23 protein-coding genes, 1 tRNA gene, 1 pseudogene and 1 riboswitch are annotated in these 21,575 nt (G+C 70.9%); of the genes and pseudogenes, 10 read left to right on the top strand and 15 right to left on the bottom strand.

Annotated elements, in window-relative coordinates; genetic code table 11:
• Window positions 1-371, bottom strand: a pseudogene (locus ACXJKG_RS08810) (GNAT family N-acetyltransferase); the annotation flags it as partial.
• A gap of 1 nt (window position 372) precedes the next feature.
• Window positions 373-1,470, bottom strand: a complete 1,098-nt coding sequence (locus ACXJKG_RS08805; protein WP_456845383.1) for an LLM class flavin-dependent oxidoreductase — start codon at window positions 1,468-1,470, stop codon at window positions 373-375.
• A 210-nt stretch (window positions 1,471-1,680) separates the two neighbouring features.
• A riboswitch (SAM riboswitch) is annotated at window positions 1,681-1,798 on the bottom strand.
• Window positions 1,799-1,949: 151 nt separating this feature from the next.
• Between ACXJKG_RS08805 and ACXJKG_RS08800 the strand changes: the two genes are divergently transcribed.
• The 6 genes from ACXJKG_RS08800 to ACXJKG_RS08775 all read left to right on the top strand — a co-directional run bounded on the left by ACXJKG_RS08800 (window position 1,950) and on the right by ACXJKG_RS08775 (window position 7,904).
• The gene (locus ACXJKG_RS08800) at window positions 1,950-2,834 is read left to right on the top strand and encodes a L,D-transpeptidase (RefSeq protein ID WP_456845382.1); all 885 of its coding nucleotides are present in this window, start codon (window positions 1,950-1,952) and stop codon (window positions 2,832-2,834) included.
• Between the two features lie 45 nt (window positions 2,835-2,879).
• Window positions 2,880-3,554: a phosphatase PAP2 family protein gene (locus ACXJKG_RS08795; RefSeq protein WP_456845381.1), complete on the top strand. Its 675-nt coding sequence runs from the start codon at window positions 2,880-2,882 to the stop codon at window positions 3,552-3,554.
• Complete coding sequence (locus ACXJKG_RS08790; RefSeq protein ID WP_456845380.1) at window positions 3,554-4,285, top strand: phosphatase PAP2 family protein; 732 nt, start codon at window positions 3,554-3,556, stop codon at window positions 4,283-4,285. The genes ACXJKG_RS08795 and ACXJKG_RS08790 overlap by 1 nt, the downstream gene beginning before the upstream one ends.
• Window positions 4,286-4,308: 23 nt before the next feature.
• Complete coding sequence (locus ACXJKG_RS08785; protein WP_456845379.1) at window positions 4,309-4,926, top strand: FMN-binding negative transcriptional regulator; 618 nt, start codon at window positions 4,309-4,311, stop codon at window positions 4,924-4,926.
• A gap of 168 nt (window positions 4,927-5,094) precedes the next feature.
• Window positions 5,095-6,933, top strand: coding sequence for a zinc dependent phospholipase C family protein (locus ACXJKG_RS08780; protein WP_456845378.1), 1,839 nt, complete (start codon window positions 5,095-5,097; stop codon window positions 6,931-6,933).
• A gap of 29 nt (window positions 6,934-6,962) precedes the next feature.
• Window positions 6,963-7,904 carry a hypothetical protein gene (locus ACXJKG_RS08775; RefSeq protein ID WP_456845377.1) on the top strand — a complete coding sequence of 314 codons (942 nt, stop codon included), beginning with the start codon at window positions 6,963-6,965 and terminating at the stop codon, window positions 7,902-7,904.
• Between the two features lie 105 nt (window positions 7,905-8,009).
• Here the strand turns inward: ACXJKG_RS08775 and ACXJKG_RS08770 are convergent, their stop codons facing one another.
• The 11 genes from ACXJKG_RS08770 to ACXJKG_RS08720 all read right to left on the bottom strand — a co-directional run bounded on the left by ACXJKG_RS08770 (window position 8,010) and on the right by ACXJKG_RS08720 (window position 17,122).
• Window positions 8,010-8,222: a hypothetical protein gene (locus ACXJKG_RS08770; protein ID WP_456845376.1), complete on the bottom strand. Its 213-nt coding sequence runs from the start codon at window positions 8,220-8,222 to the stop codon at window positions 8,010-8,012.
• Window positions 8,223-8,821: 599 nt separating this feature from the next.
• Window positions 8,822-9,097: a hypothetical protein gene (locus tag ACXJKG_RS08765; protein WP_456845375.1), complete on the bottom strand. Its 276-nt coding sequence runs from the start codon at window positions 9,095-9,097 to the stop codon at window positions 8,822-8,824.
• Window positions 9,094-10,383 (bottom strand): RHS repeat-associated core domain-containing protein, encoded by a 1,290-nt coding sequence (locus tag ACXJKG_RS08760; RefSeq protein ID WP_456845374.1) that lies wholly within the window; start codon window positions 10,381-10,383, stop codon window positions 9,094-9,096. Before ACXJKG_RS08760 ends, ACXJKG_RS08765 begins: the two co-directional genes overlap by 4 nt.
• 9 nt (window positions 10,384-10,392) lie before the next feature.
• Complete coding sequence (locus tag ACXJKG_RS08755) at window positions 10,393-10,995, bottom strand: RNA polymerase sigma factor (protein WP_456845373.1); 603 nt, start codon at window positions 10,993-10,995, stop codon at window positions 10,393-10,395.
• 132 nt (window positions 10,996-11,127) lie between these two features.
• On the bottom strand, window positions 11,128-12,189 hold the full coding sequence (locus ACXJKG_RS08750) for an ABC transporter permease (protein WP_456845372.1): 1,062 nt from the start codon (window positions 12,187-12,189) through the stop codon (window positions 11,128-11,130).
• A 52-nt stretch (window positions 12,190-12,241) separates the two neighbouring features.
• Entirely contained in the window at window positions 12,242-12,928 is a 687-nt protein-coding gene (locus ACXJKG_RS08745; protein ID WP_456845371.1) for an ABC transporter ATP-binding protein, read from the bottom strand.
• Window positions 12,925-13,878 carry a hypothetical protein gene (locus ACXJKG_RS08740; RefSeq protein WP_456845370.1) on the bottom strand — a complete coding sequence of 318 codons (954 nt, stop codon included), beginning with the start codon at window positions 13,876-13,878 and terminating at the stop codon, window positions 12,925-12,927. The genes ACXJKG_RS08745 and ACXJKG_RS08740 overlap by 4 nt, the downstream gene beginning before the upstream one ends.
• A 205-nt stretch (window positions 13,879-14,083) precedes the next feature.
• Window positions 14,084-14,617: a hypothetical protein gene (locus ACXJKG_RS08735; protein ID WP_456845369.1), complete on the bottom strand. Its 534-nt coding sequence runs from the start codon at window positions 14,615-14,617 to the stop codon at window positions 14,084-14,086.
• 67 nt (window positions 14,618-14,684) lie between these two features.
• Window positions 14,685-15,773, bottom strand: coding sequence for a sensor histidine kinase (locus ACXJKG_RS08730; protein WP_456845368.1), 1,089 nt, complete (start codon window positions 15,771-15,773; stop codon window positions 14,685-14,687).
• 10 nt (window positions 15,774-15,783) lie between these two features.
• Window positions 15,784-16,470 carry a response regulator transcription factor gene (locus tag ACXJKG_RS08725; protein WP_456845367.1) on the bottom strand — a complete coding sequence of 229 codons (687 nt, stop codon included), beginning with the start codon at window positions 16,468-16,470 and terminating at the stop codon, window positions 15,784-15,786.
• Between the two features lie 565 nt (window positions 16,471-17,035).
• Window positions 17,036-17,122, bottom strand: a tRNA-Ser gene (locus ACXJKG_RS08720).
• An 88-nt stretch (window positions 17,123-17,210) separates the two neighbouring features.
• On the opposite strand from ACXJKG_RS08720, the gene ACXJKG_RS08715 reads away from it, so the two are divergent.
• Entirely contained in the window at window positions 17,211-18,038 is an 828-nt protein-coding gene (locus ACXJKG_RS08715) for an NAD-dependent protein deacetylase (RefSeq protein ID WP_456845384.1), read from the top strand.
• A 1-nt stretch (window position 18,039) separates the two neighbouring features.
• On the opposite strand, the gene tadA is transcribed toward ACXJKG_RS08715, so the two are convergent.
• Window positions 18,040-18,519 (bottom strand): tRNA adenosine(34) deaminase TadA, encoded by a 480-nt coding sequence (tadA, locus tag ACXJKG_RS08710; RefSeq protein ID WP_456845366.1) that lies wholly within the window; start codon window positions 18,517-18,519, stop codon window positions 18,040-18,042.
• Between the two features lie 41 nt (window positions 18,520-18,560).
• Here tadA and upp point away from each other — a divergent pair, with 41 nt between their 5' ends.
• The 3 genes from upp to ACXJKG_RS08695 all read left to right on the top strand — a co-directional run bounded on the left by upp (window position 18,561) and on the right by ACXJKG_RS08695 (window position 20,411).
• Window positions 18,561-19,196, top strand: coding sequence for a uracil phosphoribosyltransferase (upp, locus tag ACXJKG_RS08705; protein ID WP_456845365.1), 636 nt, complete (start codon window positions 18,561-18,563; stop codon window positions 19,194-19,196).
• A gap of 203 nt (window positions 19,197-19,399) precedes the next feature.
• Window positions 19,400-19,666, top strand: a complete 267-nt coding sequence (locus ACXJKG_RS08700; RefSeq protein ID WP_456845364.1) for a hypothetical protein — start codon at window positions 19,400-19,402, stop codon at window positions 19,664-19,666.
• 94 nt (window positions 19,667-19,760) lie between these two features.
• Window positions 19,761-20,411 carry an NAD(P)H-binding protein gene (locus tag ACXJKG_RS08695; RefSeq protein WP_456845363.1) on the top strand — a complete coding sequence of 217 codons (651 nt, stop codon included), beginning with the start codon at window positions 19,761-19,763 and terminating at the stop codon, window positions 20,409-20,411.
• 15 nt (window positions 20,412-20,426) lie between these two features.
• Here the strand turns inward: ACXJKG_RS08695 and ACXJKG_RS08690 are convergent.
• Window positions 20,427-21,575, bottom strand: a 1,149-nt coding sequence (locus ACXJKG_RS08690; RefSeq protein WP_456845362.1) for a hypothetical protein, incomplete at its 5' end; no start/stop codon positions are given.

Here is a 21,575-nt window from a genome sequence, read left to right as displayed (position 1 = left end):
AGCCCCTGCCGGCGGTGCGCCGTGCTGGTCCAGATCCGCTTGTACTCGGCGGTCCGCACGGTGGGCAGCCCGTCCGCGTCGCGCGTCCCGGGCCGGGTCAGCCGCGCGGCGTCCCCCAGCTCGGGCTCGGCGCGCAGCCGGAAGGCCCCGCCGGCCACGGCCACGCCGTCGACGAGCAGCAGGATCAGGTCCCCGTCGGGGGCCGCGAACTGGTGGGCCGGGTAGCGCTCGAGCTCCTGGCGCAGGGCGTCGACGCCGACGTGGTCGCCGTAGCGCGACGAGTACTCGTGGGCGAGCTCGTCCAGCAGCGGCCGGACCTCCTCGTCGAGCAGGCCGAACGAGCGGACGGTCAGCGTGGTGGTCGTCGTCATGTCAGGCCGTCGCGGCGTAGCTCGTGGTGGACAGCGGCAGGCCGAGCGTGTCGCGCAGCGTGCTGCCGGGGTAGCCGGCGCGGAACCGACCGGACGCGCGCAGCAGAGGCACGACGCCGTCGACCAGGGCGGGCAGGTCGGTGTGCACCGACGACGGCCGCACGACGAACCCGTCGGCGATCTCGTCGTCCACCCAGGTCGAGACCAGCTCGGCGAAGCCCGCGGTGGTGCCGACGAACGAGAGGGTGCCGGTGTCGACGCCCTCGAGCTCCGCGAGCATCTCGTGCCGGGCCTGCGCGCTCGCCCGGTCCGGGCCGATGACGAGGTGGGCATCGACCAGCACGCGGACGTCGCGGGGGTCCCGGCCGGCGGCGGCGACGGCCGCGAGCACCCGGAGCCGGGCCTCCGCGGCCTCGTCGGGCCCGGTCGCCCGCACCCGCACGACGTCGGCATGCCGACCCGCCAGGTCGAGGGCGGCGTGGCTGCCGAGCCGCACCACGACCGGCGGACGACCCTGCGGCGGGCGGGACGCGGCCGTCGAGGGCTTCGAGGCGAAGTGCACGCCGTCGTGCGCGACGAACCGGGGCCGGTCCGGCGCCGTCTCGTCCCAGYGGTCCCAGTGCCGGCCGACCACCGCGGCCGCGTCGGCCGCTGCCGCGACGGCGGAGGCCTCGACGGTCGACGAGCGCGGCCCGGCGGTCGGCACCTCGTCGATGCGGGTGTCCCAGCCGACCTGCCACGCCGCGCGGCCGTGGCTCGCGTGGTCGATCGTGGCGATGGCCTTGGCCACGTGCGCCGGTGCGGTGTGCGTGGTGCCGACGGTCGAGACCAGGCCGATGCCGGCGGTGCGGGGCGCGAGCCGGGCGGCGACGAGCGCGGCGTCGAGCCGGCCCTGCAGGGTCGTGTTGCGGCTCGGGTGCAGCGCGAAGTCGTCGTCGAAGACCACGAAGTCGAGGGCTCCGCGCTGGGCGACGGTCACCAGCTCGAGCAGGCGGGCGGCGTCGAACAGCCGTTGCCCCTGCGAACCGTGGTCGCGCCACGCGGCGGCGTGGGCGCCGGTGTCGCTGAGATCGATGCCGAGATGGGCGTGGCGAGACATGGGTGTTCCGTTCCGGTGCTGGTTCAGGGCGCGCCCCACCGAGCGTCGAGCGCGTCGGGGTACGCGTCGCGCGCCCCGGTCGCGGGGCGTGCGGAGGGTGGGTCAGCCGGTCAGCGGCGACAGAGGGCCGGACAGGAACGCGTCAGCATCGAACGGGTGGAGACCCCGGTCGCGTTCATGGTCCGTCCTCTCGTCCCGGCGGTTGCCGGGGCTCGCATGTTGTCGACGGCGGCGGTGCACTGCCGTGACCAGGTCCTCACCCGGGGCACCCCGCCATGCGGAGGGTTGCCATCCAGCTAGCCGGGGCTTCGCACTGGAAATCTTGACCTTATTGGTAGGGAATTTAGACAGGGACCGCGGGAGCGTCAAACACCCGACCACATCGTGAGATCAGGTGTCCGACAGCCGATCGCTTTGCCGGATCGCGCGCGGCAGGCGCACGATGACCTCTCACGACATCGGGACGGGGGTGGGGACGCGTGGCACGTACGAAGGTCGCGACCCTCGTCGCGACGTCGGTGCTCCTTCTCGTCGGCGCGTGCGCGGGCGACCCCGGCGCGGTCGAGGCGGCCCCGGCACCTGTGGTGAAGGTCGCCGCCCCGGTCACCGTGACCAAGTCGGCCCCACCGGCCGTCGCCGCCGCGCCGGCCGCCGATCTCGCCGCGCTTCCCGTCACCGACCCCGTGCACGTCGTCGCCGGACTGCCCAGCACGGACGGGCTCACGCAGCGCGCGAGCGACGACCCGTCGCTCGGCCGCTGGCAGACCGCCGTCATCGTCCGGGACACGGCCGCCCGCGTCGCACCCGGCGGCGCGGCCGTCGGCGTCGTCCCCGCCCTGACGCTGCAGGTCCGCACCACCCTGCCCGTGATCGACCAGCGCGGACGCTGGCTCCGCGTCATGCTCGCCACCCGCGGCGCGCTGCCCAGCCAGGACGTCACGCAGGTCAACGACCGCAGCGCCTGGATCGACTCCGCCGACACCGAGACGGCTGGCACCAGCTGGTCGGTCCGGGTGGACACCGCCGCGCAGACCATCACCGTCGACGACGGGACCACGACGCACGTCATGCCGGTCAAGGCCACCGGCAGCCCCACCAAGCCGACCCCGCACGTGCCGGCCTTCATCGTGGGGACGCACTGGCTGGAGCCCGGCACCACCACGCCGCGCGTGCTCCTGCTGTCGTCGCAGAGCGAGGTCATGGACGACTACGACAAGAAGTCGGGGACGTCGACGACGGCCATCCACACGACCACGCTGAGCGGTCGGGGTGAGGTCTCGAACGGCTGCGTGCGGGTCGCCGACGACGTGCTCGACCTCCTGTGGCAGGCGCCTGCCGGCACGGTCGTGACCACCGTCGGCTGACTCGTTCGACGCGCGAGCCGACGGTCCTGCACCTAGCCTCCGGGGATGCGTCCGCTCCCGCTCCGTCGCCGGGCCCTGCTCCGCGCTGCGGTGTTCGGGGTCGCGCTGACCGTGCCGGTCGCCGTGCTCGCGTACGTCGTGCGCGCCCAGGTGGACGACGTCCTGCGCCTCGACCGGCAGGCGATCCAGGGGGCGACGGACTTCACGCGTGCACACCCCGCGCTCGAGCAGGCGCTCGTGCTCTGGCAGCAGGCCTTCCAGGCGAAGTGGGTCAACCTCGCGGCGACGCTGGTCTGCCTGTGGGTCTGGCGGCGCCACGGCCTGACCACCCGGGCGCTGTGGGCGTTCCTCACGATCATGGCCGCGTGGGCCGTGCAGCTGGGTGCCAAGGGGCTGGTGCAGCGGGCGCGGCCAGTGGTCGACGACGCCCTGGAGCATGCCCCCGGCTCGAGCTTCCCGTCCGGGCACGCCACGAACATCGCCGCGGTCGCGCTCACGCTGACCCTCCTGGTCTGGCCGCTGCTCGGGCGGCGCGGGCGGGTCGTCGTCCCCGTCGTCGCCGCGACGACCGTCCTGCTCACCGGCCTCGACCGAGTCCTGCTCGGCGTGCACTACCCCTCCGACGTCGTCGCTGGGTTCGCGCTCGGGACGGCCCTCGCGGGCGCCTCCTACCTGGGCTACAGCGGCTGGTCCGCGACGGCCCCCGACCCGGAGATCTGATGCACACCTTCCTGCACCGGTACGAGCTCGACACGTCCGCGCCCACGCGCAAGGAGGCCCTGCGGGACTTCGCGGTGCGCGTGCTGCTGCCGGCCGTCGGCCTGTGGGTCGTCGTCGTCGGCATCGGGTTCCTGATCACGGGCCCGCTGAACAACCTGCCGGGGGAGACGGCGGTGAACCGGTGGTTCGTGTCGATCCGGACGCCCGCGCTCAACTCGCTCACCGCGATCCTGTCCGGGATCGGCACGACCGAGTTCATCATCGGCGCGTGCGTGCTGTTCACGGCACTGTTCTGGTGGCGCACGAAGCAGTGGTGGCTGGCCATCGTCCCCGCGCAGGCGATCGCCGTGCAGGCGGCCGTCTTCATGACCGCCGCGCTGGTGGTGGGCCGCGAGCGCCCGGACGTCGAGCACCTCGACGACTCCCCGCCCACGTCCGCGTACCCGAGCGGCCACACCGGCGCCTCGACCGCCTTCTACGTCACCCTCGCGATGGTGGCCCAGCGCATCGGCAACCCGGTCCTGCGCGGCGTCGTGACCGTGCTGTGCCTGCTGGTCCCGATCTCCGTGGGCACCTCCCGGCTCTACCGCGGGATGCACAGCCCCACCGACGTGCTCATGGGGTGCCTCAACGGGCTGGTGTGCGCGTTCCTCGCGTGGAACTACCTGCGCCGCGACGTCTCCGGGTCGACGACGGGCGCGGAGCCCCAGGRGCGCCTCAGCGCCCGCTGATCGCCGGGTGGCATCATCGCCACGTGCTCCAGAACCCCAAGTTCGCCACTGACGACCCCCGCGCGCTCCGGGCGCTGGTCGAGGGCTACCCGTGGGCCACGCTGGTGTCCTCGACCGACGGCGGCCTGGTCGCCAGCCACTACCCGATGCTCTGGGAGGAGACGGCGGACGACTCGATGTCCCTGGTCACGCACCTCGGCCGCCCCGACGAGCTGAACCACCGCCTCGACGGCTCGGACGTGCTCGTCATCGTGCAGGGCCCCCACGCCTACATCTCGACCCGGTGGTACCCCGAGGGCCAGTTCGCCCCGACGTGGAACCACGTGACCGCGCACCTCACCTGCCGGCCCGAGGCGCTGTCGGCCGACGAGAACTTCGCCGTGCTGAGCCGGCTGGTCGAGCACTTCGAGGGGACCGGCGAGGGCGCGCGCCTCCTCCCGTCCTACGACGGACCGGCCCGGGCGATGGCCCGCGGCACCGTCGGCCTGCGCCTGCACGTCCGGAGCTTCCGCATGCTCGAGAAGCTCAGCCAGAACAAGCCGCCCGAGGTCGTCGCCGTGGTCGCGGCCGAGCTGGAGCGCCGACCGTTCGACCTGCACGCCGCGCTGGCGGCCGAGATGCGCCGGGTCAACCCCGCCTGACGTCACCCGTTCGAGTGATTGTTCACCCCGCTCCTCTCTTGTTCCCAATTCGGACATATGGGGCAATAGAGACACAGGTTCGACTGCCGACGAGGTCAGTGACCGGCATCGGACACCACCATCGGGAGCCCGCGACGGAGCGGGCCCGGTCAGCGGGGGGCTGCTGCCATGCCAGGTCCGATCGTCCATCTCCAGAACATCCAGAAGGTCCCGGGCTATCTGCGCGAGCTCGGGGGTGCGCGAGGTATCGAGCTCGCCGACCTCCTCGACAAGCAACCGTGCAGCCCGTACGCCAACTTCGGCGCCCAGGGGCCTGACTTCCTCGTCTTCTCGCTCAAGGAGTACGGGACCCCGCTCGACGAGTTCGCGAACTTCCTGTTCGGCGTCTTCGACGCGCTGAAGCCGTTCATCGACTTCTACGAGTCCGTCGTCGAGCCGGTCGAGGACGCGATCGACGACGCCGTCACGGCCGTCGACCAGGCGCTGTTCCAGGGCCTGCTCACCCAGGTCGGCGACACGTCCGCCCTGATCACGAGCGCGCTGCAGACGCAGCTGGCGGCGATCGTCACCAAGAACGTGGACCTGTTCTACGGGTTCTACCCCAAGCTCCAGCAGGGCAAGCCGGAGGACAAGTGGTACTGGTTCGACACGTGGCACTACCGCCGCACGGGCACTTTCGCCTCGACCATGTGGAAGCTCGCGCAGGGTGACGACGACCTCATGCGCTACGCGGTCGGCTACGGCAGCCACATCGGCGCCGACGTCGCGGGCCACCCCTTCGTCAACTCGATCGTCGGCGGCCCCTACCGGTCGCACTGGCACCGCCACCACCTGGTGGAGAACTGGATCGACGCGTACGCCCGCAAGGGCTACCCCGACAGCCGCCGGACCAAGCGCTGCCTCAACCTGACGTCCAAGGACACCTACGTCGCGGACGCGATCTCGGGCAGCTACTACTCGCGCCTGTGCGAGTTCCCCGGCGGGATGCTGCCCTCCAAGCTCGCGGACATGCTGGTCAAGGCGGTCGACCTCACGTACGACGCGGCGCCGGGCCGGCCGGTCCCGCCCAAGCTGACGGCGACCGACTACGACACCACGTACCGCCTCTGGCTGATGTGGTTCGAGCGCGCGACGTCCATCGGCAACGCCAAGAAGCCCACGCCCGTGCCGCCTCCCGGCTCGAGCACCGCGGCCCTCTTCACGGACTACGTCAGCGGCTTCCCCAGCCCGCCCAGTGCCGGCGGCGGGGGCGGCGGCTTCAGCGTCCTCGACATCTTCGCGGCGGTGCTGGCCTTCCTGAAGTGGGTCGCCGACTCGATCGCCTACACGGTCGACTGGACCCTCAACCACATCGCCGACATCTTCCTGCTGCCCGTCACCGAGGCGCTCGGCCTGGTCAAGTGGCTGCTCTACCAGATCCAGAAGGGCGTCTGGCAGATCTACGACGAGGGCCGCTTCGCCCTCGTCCTCGGCGGCTACCTCTCCCCCGAGCCGGGCGACTTCTCCCGCACCCCGTGGGGCACGGCGTTCATCAACACCGCCTCCGCGCACCTGACCGGCGGGCCCAGCCCGTCCGCCCACTCCTCCTACCCGCTGAAGCAGGAGTCCCACGGGATGTTCGGCCCGATGGAGCACCACCTGGTGTACCCGGGCACCCCGCCGGAGCTCCCCGCGTCGGAACCGGCGCCCGAGCCGTTCTTCGGGGCCAACCCCGACGTCGTCCTGACGGGCTTCCACCCGTACGGGTCGCAGATCGAGGACCTCTACACGGCGAAGGACCCGTACGGGCCCGGCTCGGCGTTCACCGACACGACCGACCAGGCGACCGTCTCCGGGTTCCAGTTCGGCAGCATCCCGGCGTTCACCGCCCGCCTGCTGTCCGGCCACATCGACGACCTGCCCAACTTCAACCTCGATGCGGACCGCGGCTACGGCTGGAAGGCATGGGAGCCCAAGCAGCCGGACATCGACGTGGTGAACCCGGTCGACACCAGCTACATCCCGTAGACGCGCACCACCTCAGGGGGACTGACGAGATGCCTGACGACCACGACAACGACAAGCCGTTCGACGCGATCACGCGGCTCTACATCCGCACCAACCCGGCCGACGACGGCACCGAGCCGCTGCCCGCCGCACTGCCCTTCTGGGTCAGCCCGGACATCTGGATCGTCAAGCCGGGCGGCGCGGTCGGCGGCGAGGCCGTCCCGCTGCAGCAGAACCAGGTGAAGGTCACCGTGACCAACGGCGGCGGCATACCCGCGGTCGACGCCTACGTCGAGGCGTTCGTCGCGGACCCGTCGACCGTCATCACGCCGGCCACGGCGTTCCTGATCGGCGGCGCGTTCGTCACCGTGAACGGCTACTCGACCACGGACGTGCTGCTGCCCTGGACGCCGCAGGCGACCGACAGCGGGCACCGCTGCATCGTGGCCCGGGTCGCGTTGACGCTCCCGCTCGACACCTACGTCAACCCGTCGATCTTCGACGTGGTCGGCGACCGGCACGTGGCCCAGCGCAACATCCAGGTGCTGGAGGTCGCGCAGGGCAAGTCGATGACGTTCCGGTTCCTCGTCGGCGCTCCCTCCGAGGGCCAGGCAGCCGCCACGGTCCGGGCCCTCGAGACGACGTTCGACATGGACGCCAGGGCGCTCACGAAGATGGGTGGCTGCGCGGGCGGCCTGCCGGCGACTCAACCTCTCGCCGAGCTGGGCGTCCGGGTGCTGAGCACGCGCGAGACCCGGCCGCTCGTCGACGACATCCGCCGACCGCTGGGGATCGCCGTCAAGCCCGAGGCCGTCCCCGAGCTGCGCGAGGTGGGTACCCGGTTCGAGGGGACCAAGTCGCGCCACGCCGCAGTGACCTTCGCCGTGGCCGCCGACGAGGAGGTCGGGCGGCTGCACGCGTTCGACGTCGTCCAGCTCGACGACGCCGGCGTGGTGGTCGGCGGGCTCTCGTTCGTCGTCCGGGTGGTCTAGGCACGCCCCTCGACGGCCGACGCCCGGGTCCCCGCGAGGGGGTCCGGGCGCCGGCGAGCGTCATCGACCAGTTGATCGAGCACGCGGCTGTCGCTGAGATCCCGACTACGCGGGCTCGTCCAGCGCGCGGCGAAGGCGCTGATTGACCATCGCCAGCAGCTCATCGAGGGATGCAGACCTGGGAACGCCGAGGTCGGCGGCCAGACGTCGTTGCAGGTGCGCCATCGCTTCCGACGTCACATCGCCGGCGGCCGCATGCCCAGCGATGGTCGCCACGACTCCGATCAGCGCGGTGGCATCGGCCCGATCGATCGTCACGGGCGCTTCCTGAGCTCTCACAGCACGATCATCGTGCGGCGCCCTGCGCCGCGCCGGTTCATCGGCCAATCCGGTGGGTCTTCGGTGACCAGGAACGACGAAGGACCCCACAATCCGCGTGATGCGGGTGGGGCCCTTCGACTGGCGGTAGCGGTGGGCTTCGGTCGCTTGTCTTGCACGACATTGGCTCGGTTCGACGATCTCGTATCTGACCTGGTCGAACGCCCGCCTTGTGCATGTACCACGTTGTACGTTTCCGGACGGGGCTGGATGCCAAAGAGGAGAGCGATCGGCGACCTCTCAGCGGTAGGGACACTTCGTCCAGGCGCCCCACCAAAAGCGTGTCGCCAGCATCAGCAGCGCCCAGCAACTCGTCGAGCGCTGCAGCAGACCCCACCTTCGCCGTCACTGCACCTGGGCACGAGTTGCCTCCGGCCTCAAGGTCCTTCGACGTACAATCTCGGCCATCCCGACCCACGTCTGAGTCACATCAAGTCCGCATGCCAGACTTTCCACAGCTTAAGCGTTGGCTCGCCGAGCCCGTGGAGGACAGATCCAAGGCAAGCGAGCTGCCCCGGCGTGCCACTCGAACCACCCCGTCAGGACTGGCCGGCAATGGCGTGCTCGTCCAGGCCTGGCGGCAACTGCTCCGTCGGCACCAGATCCTCGGACAAAGCACGGATGTCTCGAATCAGGCTCGCGGGCACACGGACGTCCTCGTTCACGATTACCCACGCCAGGATGCACATACCCTCAGCTGGCTCTCCATGATCGACGAGCCGCTGGGCTTCTGCGAGCCCAGCCGTCGAGACGTAATCGGATGCGACCCAGACTGCCGCCCTGACGCGGCCGAAATAGTCATCGACGCTGCTCACGGGTTCCTCATTACGTTCGTCGGATACCCGGTCCAGATCTCGTCGTTGCGGATGAGCACTTCCATGTCGATCCCGCCGCGATTCCCATTGACCCAGAAGTCGCCCGGCTTCGCTCCCGCACGCCAGACGAGGGACGGGTCTGTAGCCACATCGGACATATTGTGCATGACTCGCGCATCCGACCACTCGGCAGGGAACTCCGACTTCCCTGGAAATCCCGTCCCTGAACGGTGTCCACCGCCGAACGTGCCGTTGGGACGGACCTCGCCGTCAAGGATGTGGCTGGTGCGAGCGGGAGTCGCCAGGTTGACGAAATCATCTCCGGTGTTTGCGACGCACGCGCGGCCGACGAGCGAAGTTAGAGCCATCCCCCCCACTTCGCTCAGAACGTAACCGGCGAGCAGCAACGCGGCGCGCTTTGCCTGGCACACGTTGTATCCCTGGTCGGGGCATGGTGGCAGGCACCCCTCCTGTTCTGAGCAGACCTTCATGTGCTGTTGCCGGTTGACCGCTTCGTTGTTGATGACAGTCATCTCGTCGAAGCCGATCTCGTCCCGCTGGTCGCGCGTCAAGCTGTTGTAGATCGCGAGGTATCCGGCGTCGTCCAACACCTTCGCCTTGTGGTTGAGCAGGGGGATCAAGTTGCGGCCGTTGCAGTCGCCGCTGTCCATCGGGCCGCATGCGACCAGCCCGGTCGGGTCGACCTTCACCAGTGGGTTGCCCTCGGCGTACCAGTACGCGTTGACGGACATGGATCCGACCGGCACCCCGAGCGGGTCGGTCCCGTCGAATCGTCCCGTCGCGGGGCTGTAGGACCGGGCGCGCATGTCGTAGCTGCCGGTGCGTGCGTCGAGGTACTGGCCATGGAATGAGATCGGCTCGCTTGCGAGGACACCGGTTGTGGGACCGGTTGCGCCGCCAAAGGGATCGAGCGCGCGTGTCCCGCTGATGGTTCCGGTGTCCGCTCGAGCGGCCGTTTGCACGCTGAATGACGCGTCGCTGAGAAGCCAGTTGGCGCCGCTGGTCGCGACGTAGCTGGCCAGTGGCGAGCCGGTCGCGGACGTCGGGTCCGCCAGCCAGGACTCCGCAAGTTGACCGTCGGTGCCGTATTCGCCGACGCGTGTCGCCAGGGAGCCTGAGGTGTCCCAGATCCAGGTGGCGTCCGCGGTGCCGTCAAGAGTGCGGTTGGTCCGGTTGGACCGCTTTTTTTCTCGTGCGACGCATCCCGCCCGTACATGGCCGCCATGGCTGTCAGGATCACGTCCAAGTGGTGTGACTTGCGTCACACCGCGGAATCACAAGCCTTGCTCCCAGAGGTCGCGTTGTCGTAGGGCATCGGCAAGGTGTCGCCGAGCTCGCGTGAGCCTGGTCGACACAGCGCTCACGCTGCAGCCGAGGTGGAGCGCCGCTTGGGTGGGCGTCAGCCCCGCCCAGATCACCAGCGCCATGGCTTCGCGTTCGGCGTTCGGGAGACCCGCCACGAGCCGAAAGACGTCGTCACCCTCAACGACTGCGTCCACCGCTTCCTGCGTGACGTCGGGGGCGTGGCAGGCAAGCGCCTTGAGGGTCAGCAGCTCGCGACGCCGACGGGTCCGCTCCGACTGCTGGGTCGTCTTCCGTGCTACGACGAAGATCCACGCCCGCCGCTGGCCATCCTCGTCCGGGACGTCGTCCCACCGTCGCCACGCGACCATGAATGTCTCGCTGACGACGTCGTCCGCAGAGCCCGGCCCGACGCGTCGAACCGCGTAGCGACGAATCTCGTCGGCGCACTCCCGAAAGAATTGCTCGAACCGGTCCCGCGCACAGATCGACAACCCAGGCAGACATCCACACGCCTCTCCACGATGTCTGCCGTCGTTCCGTTCGTTGCGGCCGATGGATTGCGTCGGTATCACTGGTCCCCCTGCTTCGTAGTGCGCCGCCGCCGCAGTTCGGACGGTCGACAAAGAGACCCACGGCCCGCCCGCGTAATCGCGAACCGCCGTCGGCCGACATGGGTCGCGCGACAGGCGCGACGATGGCCGGAACTACTCCACGGCGAATGCCCTCGCGGGCTGCACCCGCAGCGCTACGAACGCAGGAGGCAGCGACGCTGCGAGGCACAACGCGATCGCGGCGATGAAGGCCAGCGCCTGGAGGGTCGTGTTGAGCTGGTTCGGCCAGTCCCGCAGGCGGGTGACGACATGCACGACGACATTGCTCACGACGAGGCCTGTGATGCCCCCGGCCACGCCAAGCAGAAGCCCCTCACACGCCACGAGCCCGGCGATCGCGTGCGCCGGCGCGCCGTGGACCCGCCGCACGGCGAGCTCGGCGGTGCGCTGCCGGACGGACGACGTCAGCATGATCGCGATGCCCAGAGCCGCGATGCCGAAGGCCGCGCTGCTCGCGGCGACGGCGAGCGTACGCAGGGTGGCCGACGACCGGTCGCGGGCCGCGACCAACGCACTCGGCTGGGCGACACTGAGGTGCGAGGTCCCTGTCGGGTCGATCCCCGAGGCGATGCGGTCGGGCTGCAGGGCTCCGTCGCTGCGGACGAGGAGCTTTTCGGTCGAGCTGCCGGGTGTCAGCGCCCGGGCCGTCCTGGCGTCGGTGACAACCGCGTCCTGGAGCTCGGGCATCAGGGGATCGCCGACGAGAATGCCCGTTACCACCACGGGCTCCGACGTCACCATGACGACCGTGGGGAAGCTGCTGAGGCCGAGGCTGTCGGCTGCTCGGCGTCCGATGACCGCGAACCGGAAGCCGGGGACGGGGCGGTAGCTCCCCTCAACCACGTCGACCGCGTGGCCACCCGGGGTCGCGTCCAGTCCGACGACGGACACGGGGTGCGGTGCGTCGTCGGCGCGGCTCGTCTCGACGGCGGCAGACGTCGTGACTTCCAGGTATGCCTCGAGGACGCCAGAGAGGTCGCTCGCGCGGGCAAGGCTGCCGTGCGGCAGGCTCGCGTCCGCCGCGCCGACCACGGGCTGCGGCTGCACGATCCAGGCGTTAGACCCGAGCGCATTCAGATCCGCGAGCACCCGTGCGGACGCGGCTGACGTGACCGCGGGGATGATGATCATCGCGCCCACGGCGACCAGGACCATCGCGACCCCGGCGACCAGGGTTCGCGGCCGGGCGCGCAGGGCGCCGAGGGCCTCACGCACCAACATGACGGCTCGTCTCGCTGATCCCGCCGTCGGCAACCTGCCACTGGCGACTGCCGCGGCTGGCCAGCACCGGATCGTGCGTGACCAGCACGAGCGCAGCCTGGGCGCCGATCCGCTCGATCAGGTCCATGACCGAGCTTCCGGTCTCCGCGTCGAGATTGCCGGTCGGTTCGTCGGCGAGCAGCACCTGCGGCCTGCGGGCCACGGCGCGCGCCAGGGCGACGCGCTGTCGCTCCCCGCCGGAGAGCGCGGACGGTCGGTGGTCCATCCGGTGGGCGAGCCCCACGAGGTCGAGCGCATCCCGTGCCCGTGCAGCACGCTCTGATTTCGAGCCGCTCTGGTAGCGCATCCCGAGCACCACGTTCTGTTCCGCGGTCATCCAGCTCACCAGGTGCGCGGCTTGGAACAGGTAGCCGATGGTGTCTCGCTGGGCGAGCAGCCGCTCGCGGGGCCGACTGAGGTTGTGGTCCCCGACCCGCACGTGCCCGTGCGTGGGGAAGGTGGTGCCCGCAATGAGGTTGAGCAGGGTGCTCTTCCCCGCGCCCGACCTGCCCGTGACGGTCACGTAGTCGCCGATCCGCACGGACGCACTGACGCCGGTTAAGATCGTCGTCGCCCCGTACGAGACGGCGACGTCCTCGAGTTCGACGACCGCGTCACCGGCGCGGGCGGTCACGGCGACACCGCCACGCGCATGCCCGCGACGAGACCGCTGCGCACCTCGACGGCCGTGCCGTCTGTAGCACCCAGCGTCAGAGGGCACTCCTTCTCGGCGCCGTCCGCCGCGCCCCGACAGTGGGCCACCGGCTTGCCCGACGCATCGAGCCGAACGGCTGCCACGGGAATTGTGACGACCGCCTTCGCGAGGAGCTGTCGCTGCTCGACGATGACGGTCGTGCCGATCGCGGCATCCACTGGCCCCTGCGGCAGCAGTGTGATGGCGTACTTCCCGCCGTCGCTCGGAGTCGCCGGTCCGGCCGCGGTCAACGAGATCGTCGTTGTCCCGGCGGAGCCGTGCGCCGGCTCGATGGCGTACGTCGCGTCGTTCGGTGGAGCAGTGTCGAGCGAGACGGTGACCGCCGTCCCGCCCGTCGAGACCTCGATCATCGGTCCACCCGTGAACGCCTGCCCCAACGTCGTCGGCACCTTGGTCACCGTCCACGGCCCCGCCCCAGGGATGAAGAGGAGCTCCTGCTGGGTGAAGCCGAGCGCACTCGGCATGCCGTGATCGGAGCGCCACCGTCGGCTCGATCGACCGAGCTCCGAGCTGAACCGGCCGTTGACCGGTCCCGTGAAGTAACCGGACGTCGCCAGGAATCGTTGAAGCTGTTCGACATCGGCTCCCTGCACAGGCGCAGTCGGCGGGACCGGGACCGGGACCGGGGGCGTCGCGGCATCCCCCGCGACCGGCGCGGCCGGCGCGGCTCCGGGAGCCAGCAGGTCGCGGAACGCCGGGACGTCGCCGGGGAGGGCGATCACCGGCATCTCGTCGACGAAGGAGACGGCATCGCCCGGGTGGATCGTCGCACCCACGCTCAGCACTCGAGTGATGGTGCCGACGGCTGAGGACTGGATGGTCGCCGTACCGGCGGGCCCGACCAGGCCGTCGTATGGCGTCTGTGTCATCAGGTCGCCGCTCGACACCCCGACCCAGTCCCCGTCCGGGAGCGCTTCCGCCGGGGCCTTCGGTGCTGCCGGGGCGGCGTCGCACCCGGCCGCCAACGAGGCGATCGCGAGCAGTGCGACGATGGTCGCGGCCCTGCGACCGCTGATCTTGCTACGAGCTCGTGGCACGTGGACCTCTCAAAGTCGCTGCTGCTGACGGGCGCGCTCAGGGCGCGGGAGACGGGATCGTCTGCTCGGCTTCCTTCATGCACCGGTCGTTGTCCGCGTCGTATGGGGCGGACTGCTTCTCGGAATCGGGCAGGCTGAACGTGGCCACCGCGTTGCCGCCACCGTCTGTCAGCCCGTCGGTGTTCCCGTTCGTGGTGACGTGATAGCCGAGGTCCGATAGGCAGCGCGCGATCGCGAGCGTTACGGCATTCGCGAATCGGGTCACCGCGTCCGACTGTGGCTTCGTCGTCAGCGATGAGCAGCGGTCCCCCGCCTTGGAGGTGCGAGGGTCGGTCGGGTTCACGATCGACAGGCCCCCGTCGCCGTCCTTGCGGAACTCGACATCGCTGTCGGTCAGGCACTGCTCGAACCCGGCCTCCGAGAACGCGTACTGGCCGGCGGACTCCGACGGGTCGGCACTCGAGGGCGCGTCGTGGCCGGTGCTGCACGCACCCAGCGTGGAAAGCAGCAGGGTGAGGAGGAGGGCGGCACGCGCCGCACCACGCTGGCCGGTCGTTCGTGTTTCTCTCATGCCCTCAGTCAACGGACGGCACGGTCGCGAGCGCGTATGCAGTTTTCGATATACCGCGGATACGTTCCTAGACGGCGGCCGGGAGCTCCACGGTCACCCGTAGGCCGCCGCCTGACCGAGGCGTCAGCGTGAGGGTTCCGTCGTGGGCCGCGGTGATGCTCTTGACGATCGCCAGGCCAAGGCCGAGGCCTTCGTTGTCGGTGCGGGCCCGTCCGTTGCCGCGCAGAAACGGTTCGGTGAGCGTCTCGACCACCTCAAGGTCGAGCGGGCCGCCCGTGTTCTCGACCGTTAGCACGCTGAGGCTCGTTCGTTGGCAGGTGCTGACCCAGACTGTCCCGTGGTCTCCCAGGTTGTGCACGATCGCGTTCTGAAGCAGATTCATCGTCAGCTGGAGCAAGAGTGGCGGTGAGCCGATGGTCRTTGCGACGTCTCCCGAGGACTCGATGGTGATCCCGTGGGCCTCGGCGAGCGGCAGGAGCGTCTCCGCCGCTTGCTCGACGGCCAGGGAGACGTCCACGCTTTCCCGCGCGAACGATCTCTGATCGGCTCGGCTGAGCAGCAGCAGCGCTTCCGTCAGATCGATCGCGCGAGTGTTCACGATCCGCAGGCGTTCGTCGAGGACCTCGTTGTCGCGGTTCGGGTCGTTACGTGCGACCTCGAGCAGGGTCTGTGTGATCGCCAGCGGCGTGCGCAGCTCGTGCGAGGCGTTGGCCGCGAACCGCTGCTGCTCGGCGACGTGCGCCTCGAGCCGCGCGAGCATCCCGTCGAAGGCGTCCGCGAGCTCCCGGAACTCATCGTGACGGCCGTCGAGCTCGACACGGTGCGAGAGCGAACCGTTCCCGGCGACCCGAGCCGCATCCGTGATACGGACCAGGGGCGCGAGCATCCGGCCAGCGAGGAGCCACCCCCCGGCAAGCCCGAACAGGAACAGGAAGACCAGAATCGCGAAGGCAACAAGGACGAACGACCGTGGTCCGAAGGCCGTCGTCCCGAAGACATGCGGCCCGAAAGCCCGGCGGAAGTCCGACGCGTCTGGCACGAACACGAGGTTTGGGACCCCACGCAGCAGGAAGACCCACACGGCCGCGAGGAGCAGCACGCCCGCGAGTGTCAGGAAGCCCGCGTAGCTCAGTGTGAGCTTGAGCCGAACGCTCATCCCGGCGCGTCTAGCCACGCTGCTCCGCCTGACCCACTGCCGCGCCGATCCGGTATCCGACGCCGGGCACGGTCACGATGAGCCACGGTTCGCCGAGCCGCTTGCGCAACGCCGAGACCGTGATTCGAACCGCGTTCGTGAATGGGTCGGCGTTCTCGTCCCACGCGCGCTCCAAGAGCTCCTCGGCGCTGATCACACCGCCCTCCGCACTCACGAGCACCTCTAGCACCGCGAATTGCTTCCGCGTCAGAGCCACGTACCGGCCGTCGCGGAAGACCTCTCGGCGGAACGGATCCAGCCGTAGACCCGCGATCTCGTGCACCGGCGGCCGGCTCAGCGTGCGCCTGCGGTCCAGCGCCCTCAACCGCAGCACCAGCTCCCGGAGCTCGAACGGCTTGGTCAGATAGTCGTCCGCCCCAAGACCGAACCCCGAGGCCTTATCCTCCAGCCGGTCCGCCGCAGTGAGCATCAAGATCGGCATGCCCGCGCCCGACGCGACGATGCTCCCCGCGACGTCGTCACCCGACGGCCCCGGGATGTCGCGGTCGAGCACGGCGATGTCGTACGCATTGATGCTCAACAGCTCCAGAGCCGCGTCGCCGTCGCCCGCGATGTCCGCCGCGATCGCTTCCAGGCGCAATCCATCGCGGATGGCCTCGGCCATGTAGGGCTCGTCCTCCACGACCAGCACGCGCATCCGGCCATGCTAGGAGGTCGCACGTATCGCCAGCCTATGGAAACGCCCGGATTGGCGGCGCACGCTCGACGTGGGTCAAGTCCCCCTGCGAGCGGTGTATCGCTTCGACGTGATCTCCGTGCTGTTCAGGCGTGCATGGCCCAAGACGACGTCCATGCGGGCCTCCCTGAGGGGCCGAGCAGAGAAGAGCGCGAGGACTCGTCGAGCTGCGGCGCCGTGCATGATCGACGAAACCGAAAGTGCCGCGATAGCGGGTCAGGCTCCGAGTCGAATTTCGTGAGTTTGAGGGCAAACGGAGGGCCCGGCCTGGCGTTGCTGCTGGTCAGCGCACTGCGTTCACTGMGGCTGCGGTAGCACACGGCTTCCGACGGACGGTGGGACAAGGTTGGACCGATTGGACGATCTCGTGCCTGACCTGGTCGGACGCTCATCCGGCTCGCACCGGGTTGCAGGTTGCCGCGCTGCTTCGGTCCCCAAAGTGGAGTCCAATTGGGCGAGTTTGAGGCAAAACGAAGGGCCCAGACCGGCGTTTCTGCTGGTCAGGGCCCTGCGTTCACTGCCGTTGCGGTAGCGGTGGGATTTGAACCCACGGTGGACTTTCACCCACACACGCTTTCGAGGCGTGCTCCTTAGGCCGCTCGGACACGCTACCTCGGCGAGAAGGGTACCTGGTCGGGAGCCCGTCCTCCGAATCGGCGTCGTACCGTGGTCCGGTGAGCACGCCGAACGACGCCGTCCCGATGACCGCCGGCTCCCTGGCCGACGTGGTCGAGGTGCTCGCCGGCCACCGGATCGCGGCGCTCACGGGCGCGGGAGTCTCGACGGATTCCGGCATCCCCGACTACCGCGGCCCCGACTCCCCGCCGCGCACGCCGATGACGTTCCAGCAGTTCACGGGCGACGAGGGCTTCCGTCGGCACTACTGGGCCCGCAACCACGTGGGCTGGCGGCACGTGCACCGGACCATGCCGAACGCGGGGCACCGGGCGCTCGCGGCACTCGAGCACCGCGGGGTCGTCACCGGGCTGATCACGCAGAACGTCGACCTGCTGCACGAGGCCGCGGGGTCGCGGCACGTCATCGACCTGCACGGCCGCTACGACCGGGTCCGCTGCCTGTCGTGCGGCACGGTGATCTCGCGCGCCGAGCTGGCCACCCGCCTGGACACCCTCAACCCCGGGTTCGCCGCGGCTGTCGCGGACATCGAGATCGCCCCCGACGCCGACGCCGTCATCGAGCAGACCAGCGGCTTCGTCGTCGCCGCCTGCAGCGCCTGTGGCGGGATGCTCAAGCCCGACATCGTGTACTTCGGCGAGACGGTGCCGCGGGAGCGGGTGGAGCGGGCGTACGCGATGGTCGACGACGCCGACGCGCTGCTGGTCGCCGGGTCGTCGCTCACGGTCCAGTCAGGTCTGCGGTTCGTGCGGCACGCGGCTCAGACGGGCAAACCCGTCGTCGTCGTGAACCGGGGCGCCACCCGCGGGGACAAGTACGCGGCGGTGACGCTCGACGCGGGGACGTCCGAGACCCTGACGGACCTGGCCGAGACGCTGCCGACGCCGCGCTGAGTCAGTCCCGGTGGGCCTCGAAGAACCGCTGCAGCAGGAGGCCGCACTCGTCGGCCCGCACGCCGCCCACCACCTCGACCCGGTGGTTGAGCCGCCGGTCGCGCACCACGTCCCACTGCGACCCACAGGCGCCGGCCTTCGGGTCCCACGCGCCCAGCACCAGCCGCGGGATGCGCGCGAGGACCGTCGCGCCCGCGCACATGAGGCAGGGCTCCAGGGTCACGACGAGGGTGCAGTCGTCCAGCCGCCACCGCCCAAGGTTCTCGGCCGCCGACCGCAGCGCCAGGATCTCCGCGTGCCCGGTCGGGTCGGCGTGGGCCTCCCGCGTGTTGCGCCCACGCCCGACGACCTCGCCGTGGGGTCCGACGACGACCGCGCCGACCGGGACGTCGTCCGTCTGCACCGCCCGGCGCGCCTCGTCGAGCGCCAGCCCCATCGCCCACGCGTCGGCCGCCTGCAGCGGGCGGAGGACCTCGGTCATGGGGGCATCATCGCGCACCGCGCGCCCGGTAGGTTGAGGCCATGCGCCTGCACGTCGCGGACCACCCCCTGGTCGCCCACAAGCTCACCGTCCTGCGCGACGAGAACACCGCGTCGCCCACCTTCCGCCTCCTGGTCGACGAGCTGGTCACCCTGCTCGCCTACGAGGCGACGCGCGAGGTGCACGTCGAGGCCGTCGACATCGTCACGCCGGTCACCGCGACCACGGGCGTGAAGCTGGCCGACCCCCGCCCGCTCGTCGTGCCCATCCTGCGGGCCGGTCTCGGCATGCTGGACGGGATGACCCGCCTGCTGCCGACCGCCGAGGTCGGGTTCCTGGGCATGCAGCGCGACGAGGAGACGCTGGAGGCCATCACCTACGCCAACCGGCTCCCCGACGACCTGTCGGGCCGGCAGTGCTTCCTGCTGGACCCCATGCTGGCCACGGGCGGCACGCTCGTCGCCGCCATCGACTTCCTGCTGGCGCGCGGCGCCCGCGACGTCACGGCCGTGTGCCTCCTGGCGGCGCCCGAGGGTCTCGCGGTGGTCGAGAAGGCCGTGGGTGACCGGGCCGACGTGTCCATCGTGGTCGCGGCCGTCGACGAGCGGCTCAACGACAAGGCGTACATCGTCCCCGGGCTCGGGGACGCGGGAGACCGGCTCTACGGCGTCGTCTGACCCGTCCCAGCACCTGGGACACGGACGAATCTCCCTTGGTGCCGACGAGTCGGCGTGCGACAGTCGCCTCATGACCACGTCTGCGCTGCGCCTCGTCGCCGCGTATCCGTGCGCGTGTCATCGGTCCTGATCCACCCCCAGGCCCCTCGACCAGACCGCCGCCCGTCCCTCGGGCACGGCGGACCGCGCACCCGGAGACGTCCATGGCAATCGCTGCCCCTCTGCCCCGCCCGCAACCCGGGCTGATCGTGTACGTGAGCCTGCCCGAGGGCTCCACCCGCGCACCGGGCGACCTCGCCGAGGTCGCCGAGGTGCTGCGCGAGTTCGCCTCCGAGCTGCTCCCGGGCGCCGACACGTACACGGCGCTCTCGCTGGCACCGGCGGGTTCCGACGACGTGCACCGCCTGGGCGACCGGCTGAGCCACCTGCGGCTCCTCGACGTCCTCGCCGACCCGGGGGATGTCGGCTGAGGACCAGCGCTGCCGGGCCCCACGCTCTGGGGGCTCAGGGCCCGGCAGCGTCCCCGGCTCGCCGGTCCTCGCGGCCGTGCCTACCGTGGGTGTCATGCGCATCGCCATCGCGGGCGGTCACGGGCAGATCGCGCGCCACCTCTCCCGCGCCCTCACCGCACGAGGAGACGTCGCCGTCGCCCTGATCCGGCAGCTCGGCCAGGTCGACGACGTCGTCGCGGACGGCGCCGAGGCCGTCGTGCTGGACCTGGAACGGGCCAACGCCCGCGACGTCGCCGAGGCGATCGCGGGCGCCGACGCCGTGGTGTTCGCCGCCGGGGCGGGACCCGGCAGCGGCGCGGTTCGCAAGGACACCGTCGACCGCGCGGCCGCAGGCCTGCTGGCCGAGGGCGCCGAGCAGGCGGGGGTGCGSCGSTACGTCCTGATCTCGTCGATGGGCGCCGGCGCGCCCCCGCCGGCGGGAACGGACGAGGTGTTCGCCGCCTACCTCGTCGCCAAGCGCGCCGCCGAGCTCGACCTGCGCGCCCGAGACCTGGACTGGACGATCCTGCGCCCGGGCGGCCTCACCGACGCCACGGCCCGGGGCACGGTCCGCCTCGAGAGCGCCGTGCCGCGCGGCTCGGTCCCGCGGGCCGATGTCGCCGCGGTGCTCGTCGCCCTGCTGCACGACCCACGCACGGCCGGTCTCGTGCTCGAGCTCGTCGAGGGGGACGTGCCGGTGGCCGACGCGGTCGCCGCCGTCTGACCGGGCGGCGCCCGATCAGCGGGTCGCCGCGCTCCCGACGCCGTCCGCGGGCGTCGACCGCAGCGTGATCGCCCCGATCAGGTACTGGTCGCCGGCGGTGGTCGCCGTCAGCGAGCTCACGTCGCACGCGAGCGTGACCGTCTGGAACGCCTTGGCGTCCGTCCCCAGCGAGTTGCCGGCCCGCCAGCCGGTCGCGGTGGAGTCGAACGCGTTGGTGTCGGAGCCGCTGCTGCCGTCCCAGCGCGTGGGCACCAGGGCGCGCTTCACGCTGGCGCCCGAGCTGGTGCCGCCCAGGCAGGTGTCGCCGAGCAGCAGCCGGTCGCCCGTGCCGGTCCGGTCGCCCTCCCACGCCACGACGCCGATCCGGGCGGTCGTCCCGGCGGTCGAGGCGAACTCGAACGCCAGCGGCGCCGCCGAGGTGCCGATCCACTGCCCGCCGTCGTACACGGTGACGGACGCGGCCGAACCCGGGTCCGAGTACACGACGACCAGCGACCAGCCCGCGTAGTACGTCCGGTCCTTGTCCTTGGCGGAGGCGCTCACGGCGACGTCGGCCACCGACCAGTCCCCCGACCCGCCGGCCGCGACCTGCGCGGTGACGTCGGCGAACGACTGGTAGTACTTCCGGCCCGAGCTGTCGGTCGGCTGCGCGATCGGCTCACCCGTGACGTCCGTGTACGTGCCGCCGGGTCCCCGCAGGTGGGCCGACGTCAGCGGTCCGCTCCACGCGTCGCCCGGACCGATGTTCGCGGACCAGTAGAGCCCCGCGAAGACGATCGAGCGGCCGGCCGGGACGTCGAGCCGCGCGGTCGACGAGACCGGGACGGAGGCACGGGGCGTCTTGGGAGCCGGCGGCGCCTCGTCCAGCGCCACCATGGCGAACGAGTTGTTGTCCCGGTCGCCGGCCACCAGCGCCGACGCGCACTCGGGCAGCGCGGAGTCGCAGGACAGCAGCGGTGCGCCGATCTCCGTCACGTCGGCGTGCTCGAAGCTGTCGCGCGCGTTCAGCCCGGCCGACGAGGTCTGCACCGACCGCTGCGAGCTCACGGTCGCCCCGGGGGCGTCGACCACCACCGTCGCCGTGCCCTTCGCGCTGCCGGCCCAGCGGACGTTGACCAGCACCTGCTGCGAGCCCCCGGCGGGGATCGTCGCGAGCGCGCAGGT

The sequence above is a fragment of the Cellulomonas sp. P5_C6 genome (assembly GCF_054049635.1).
This window is presented reverse-complemented; position numbering and strand designations above follow the sequence as displayed.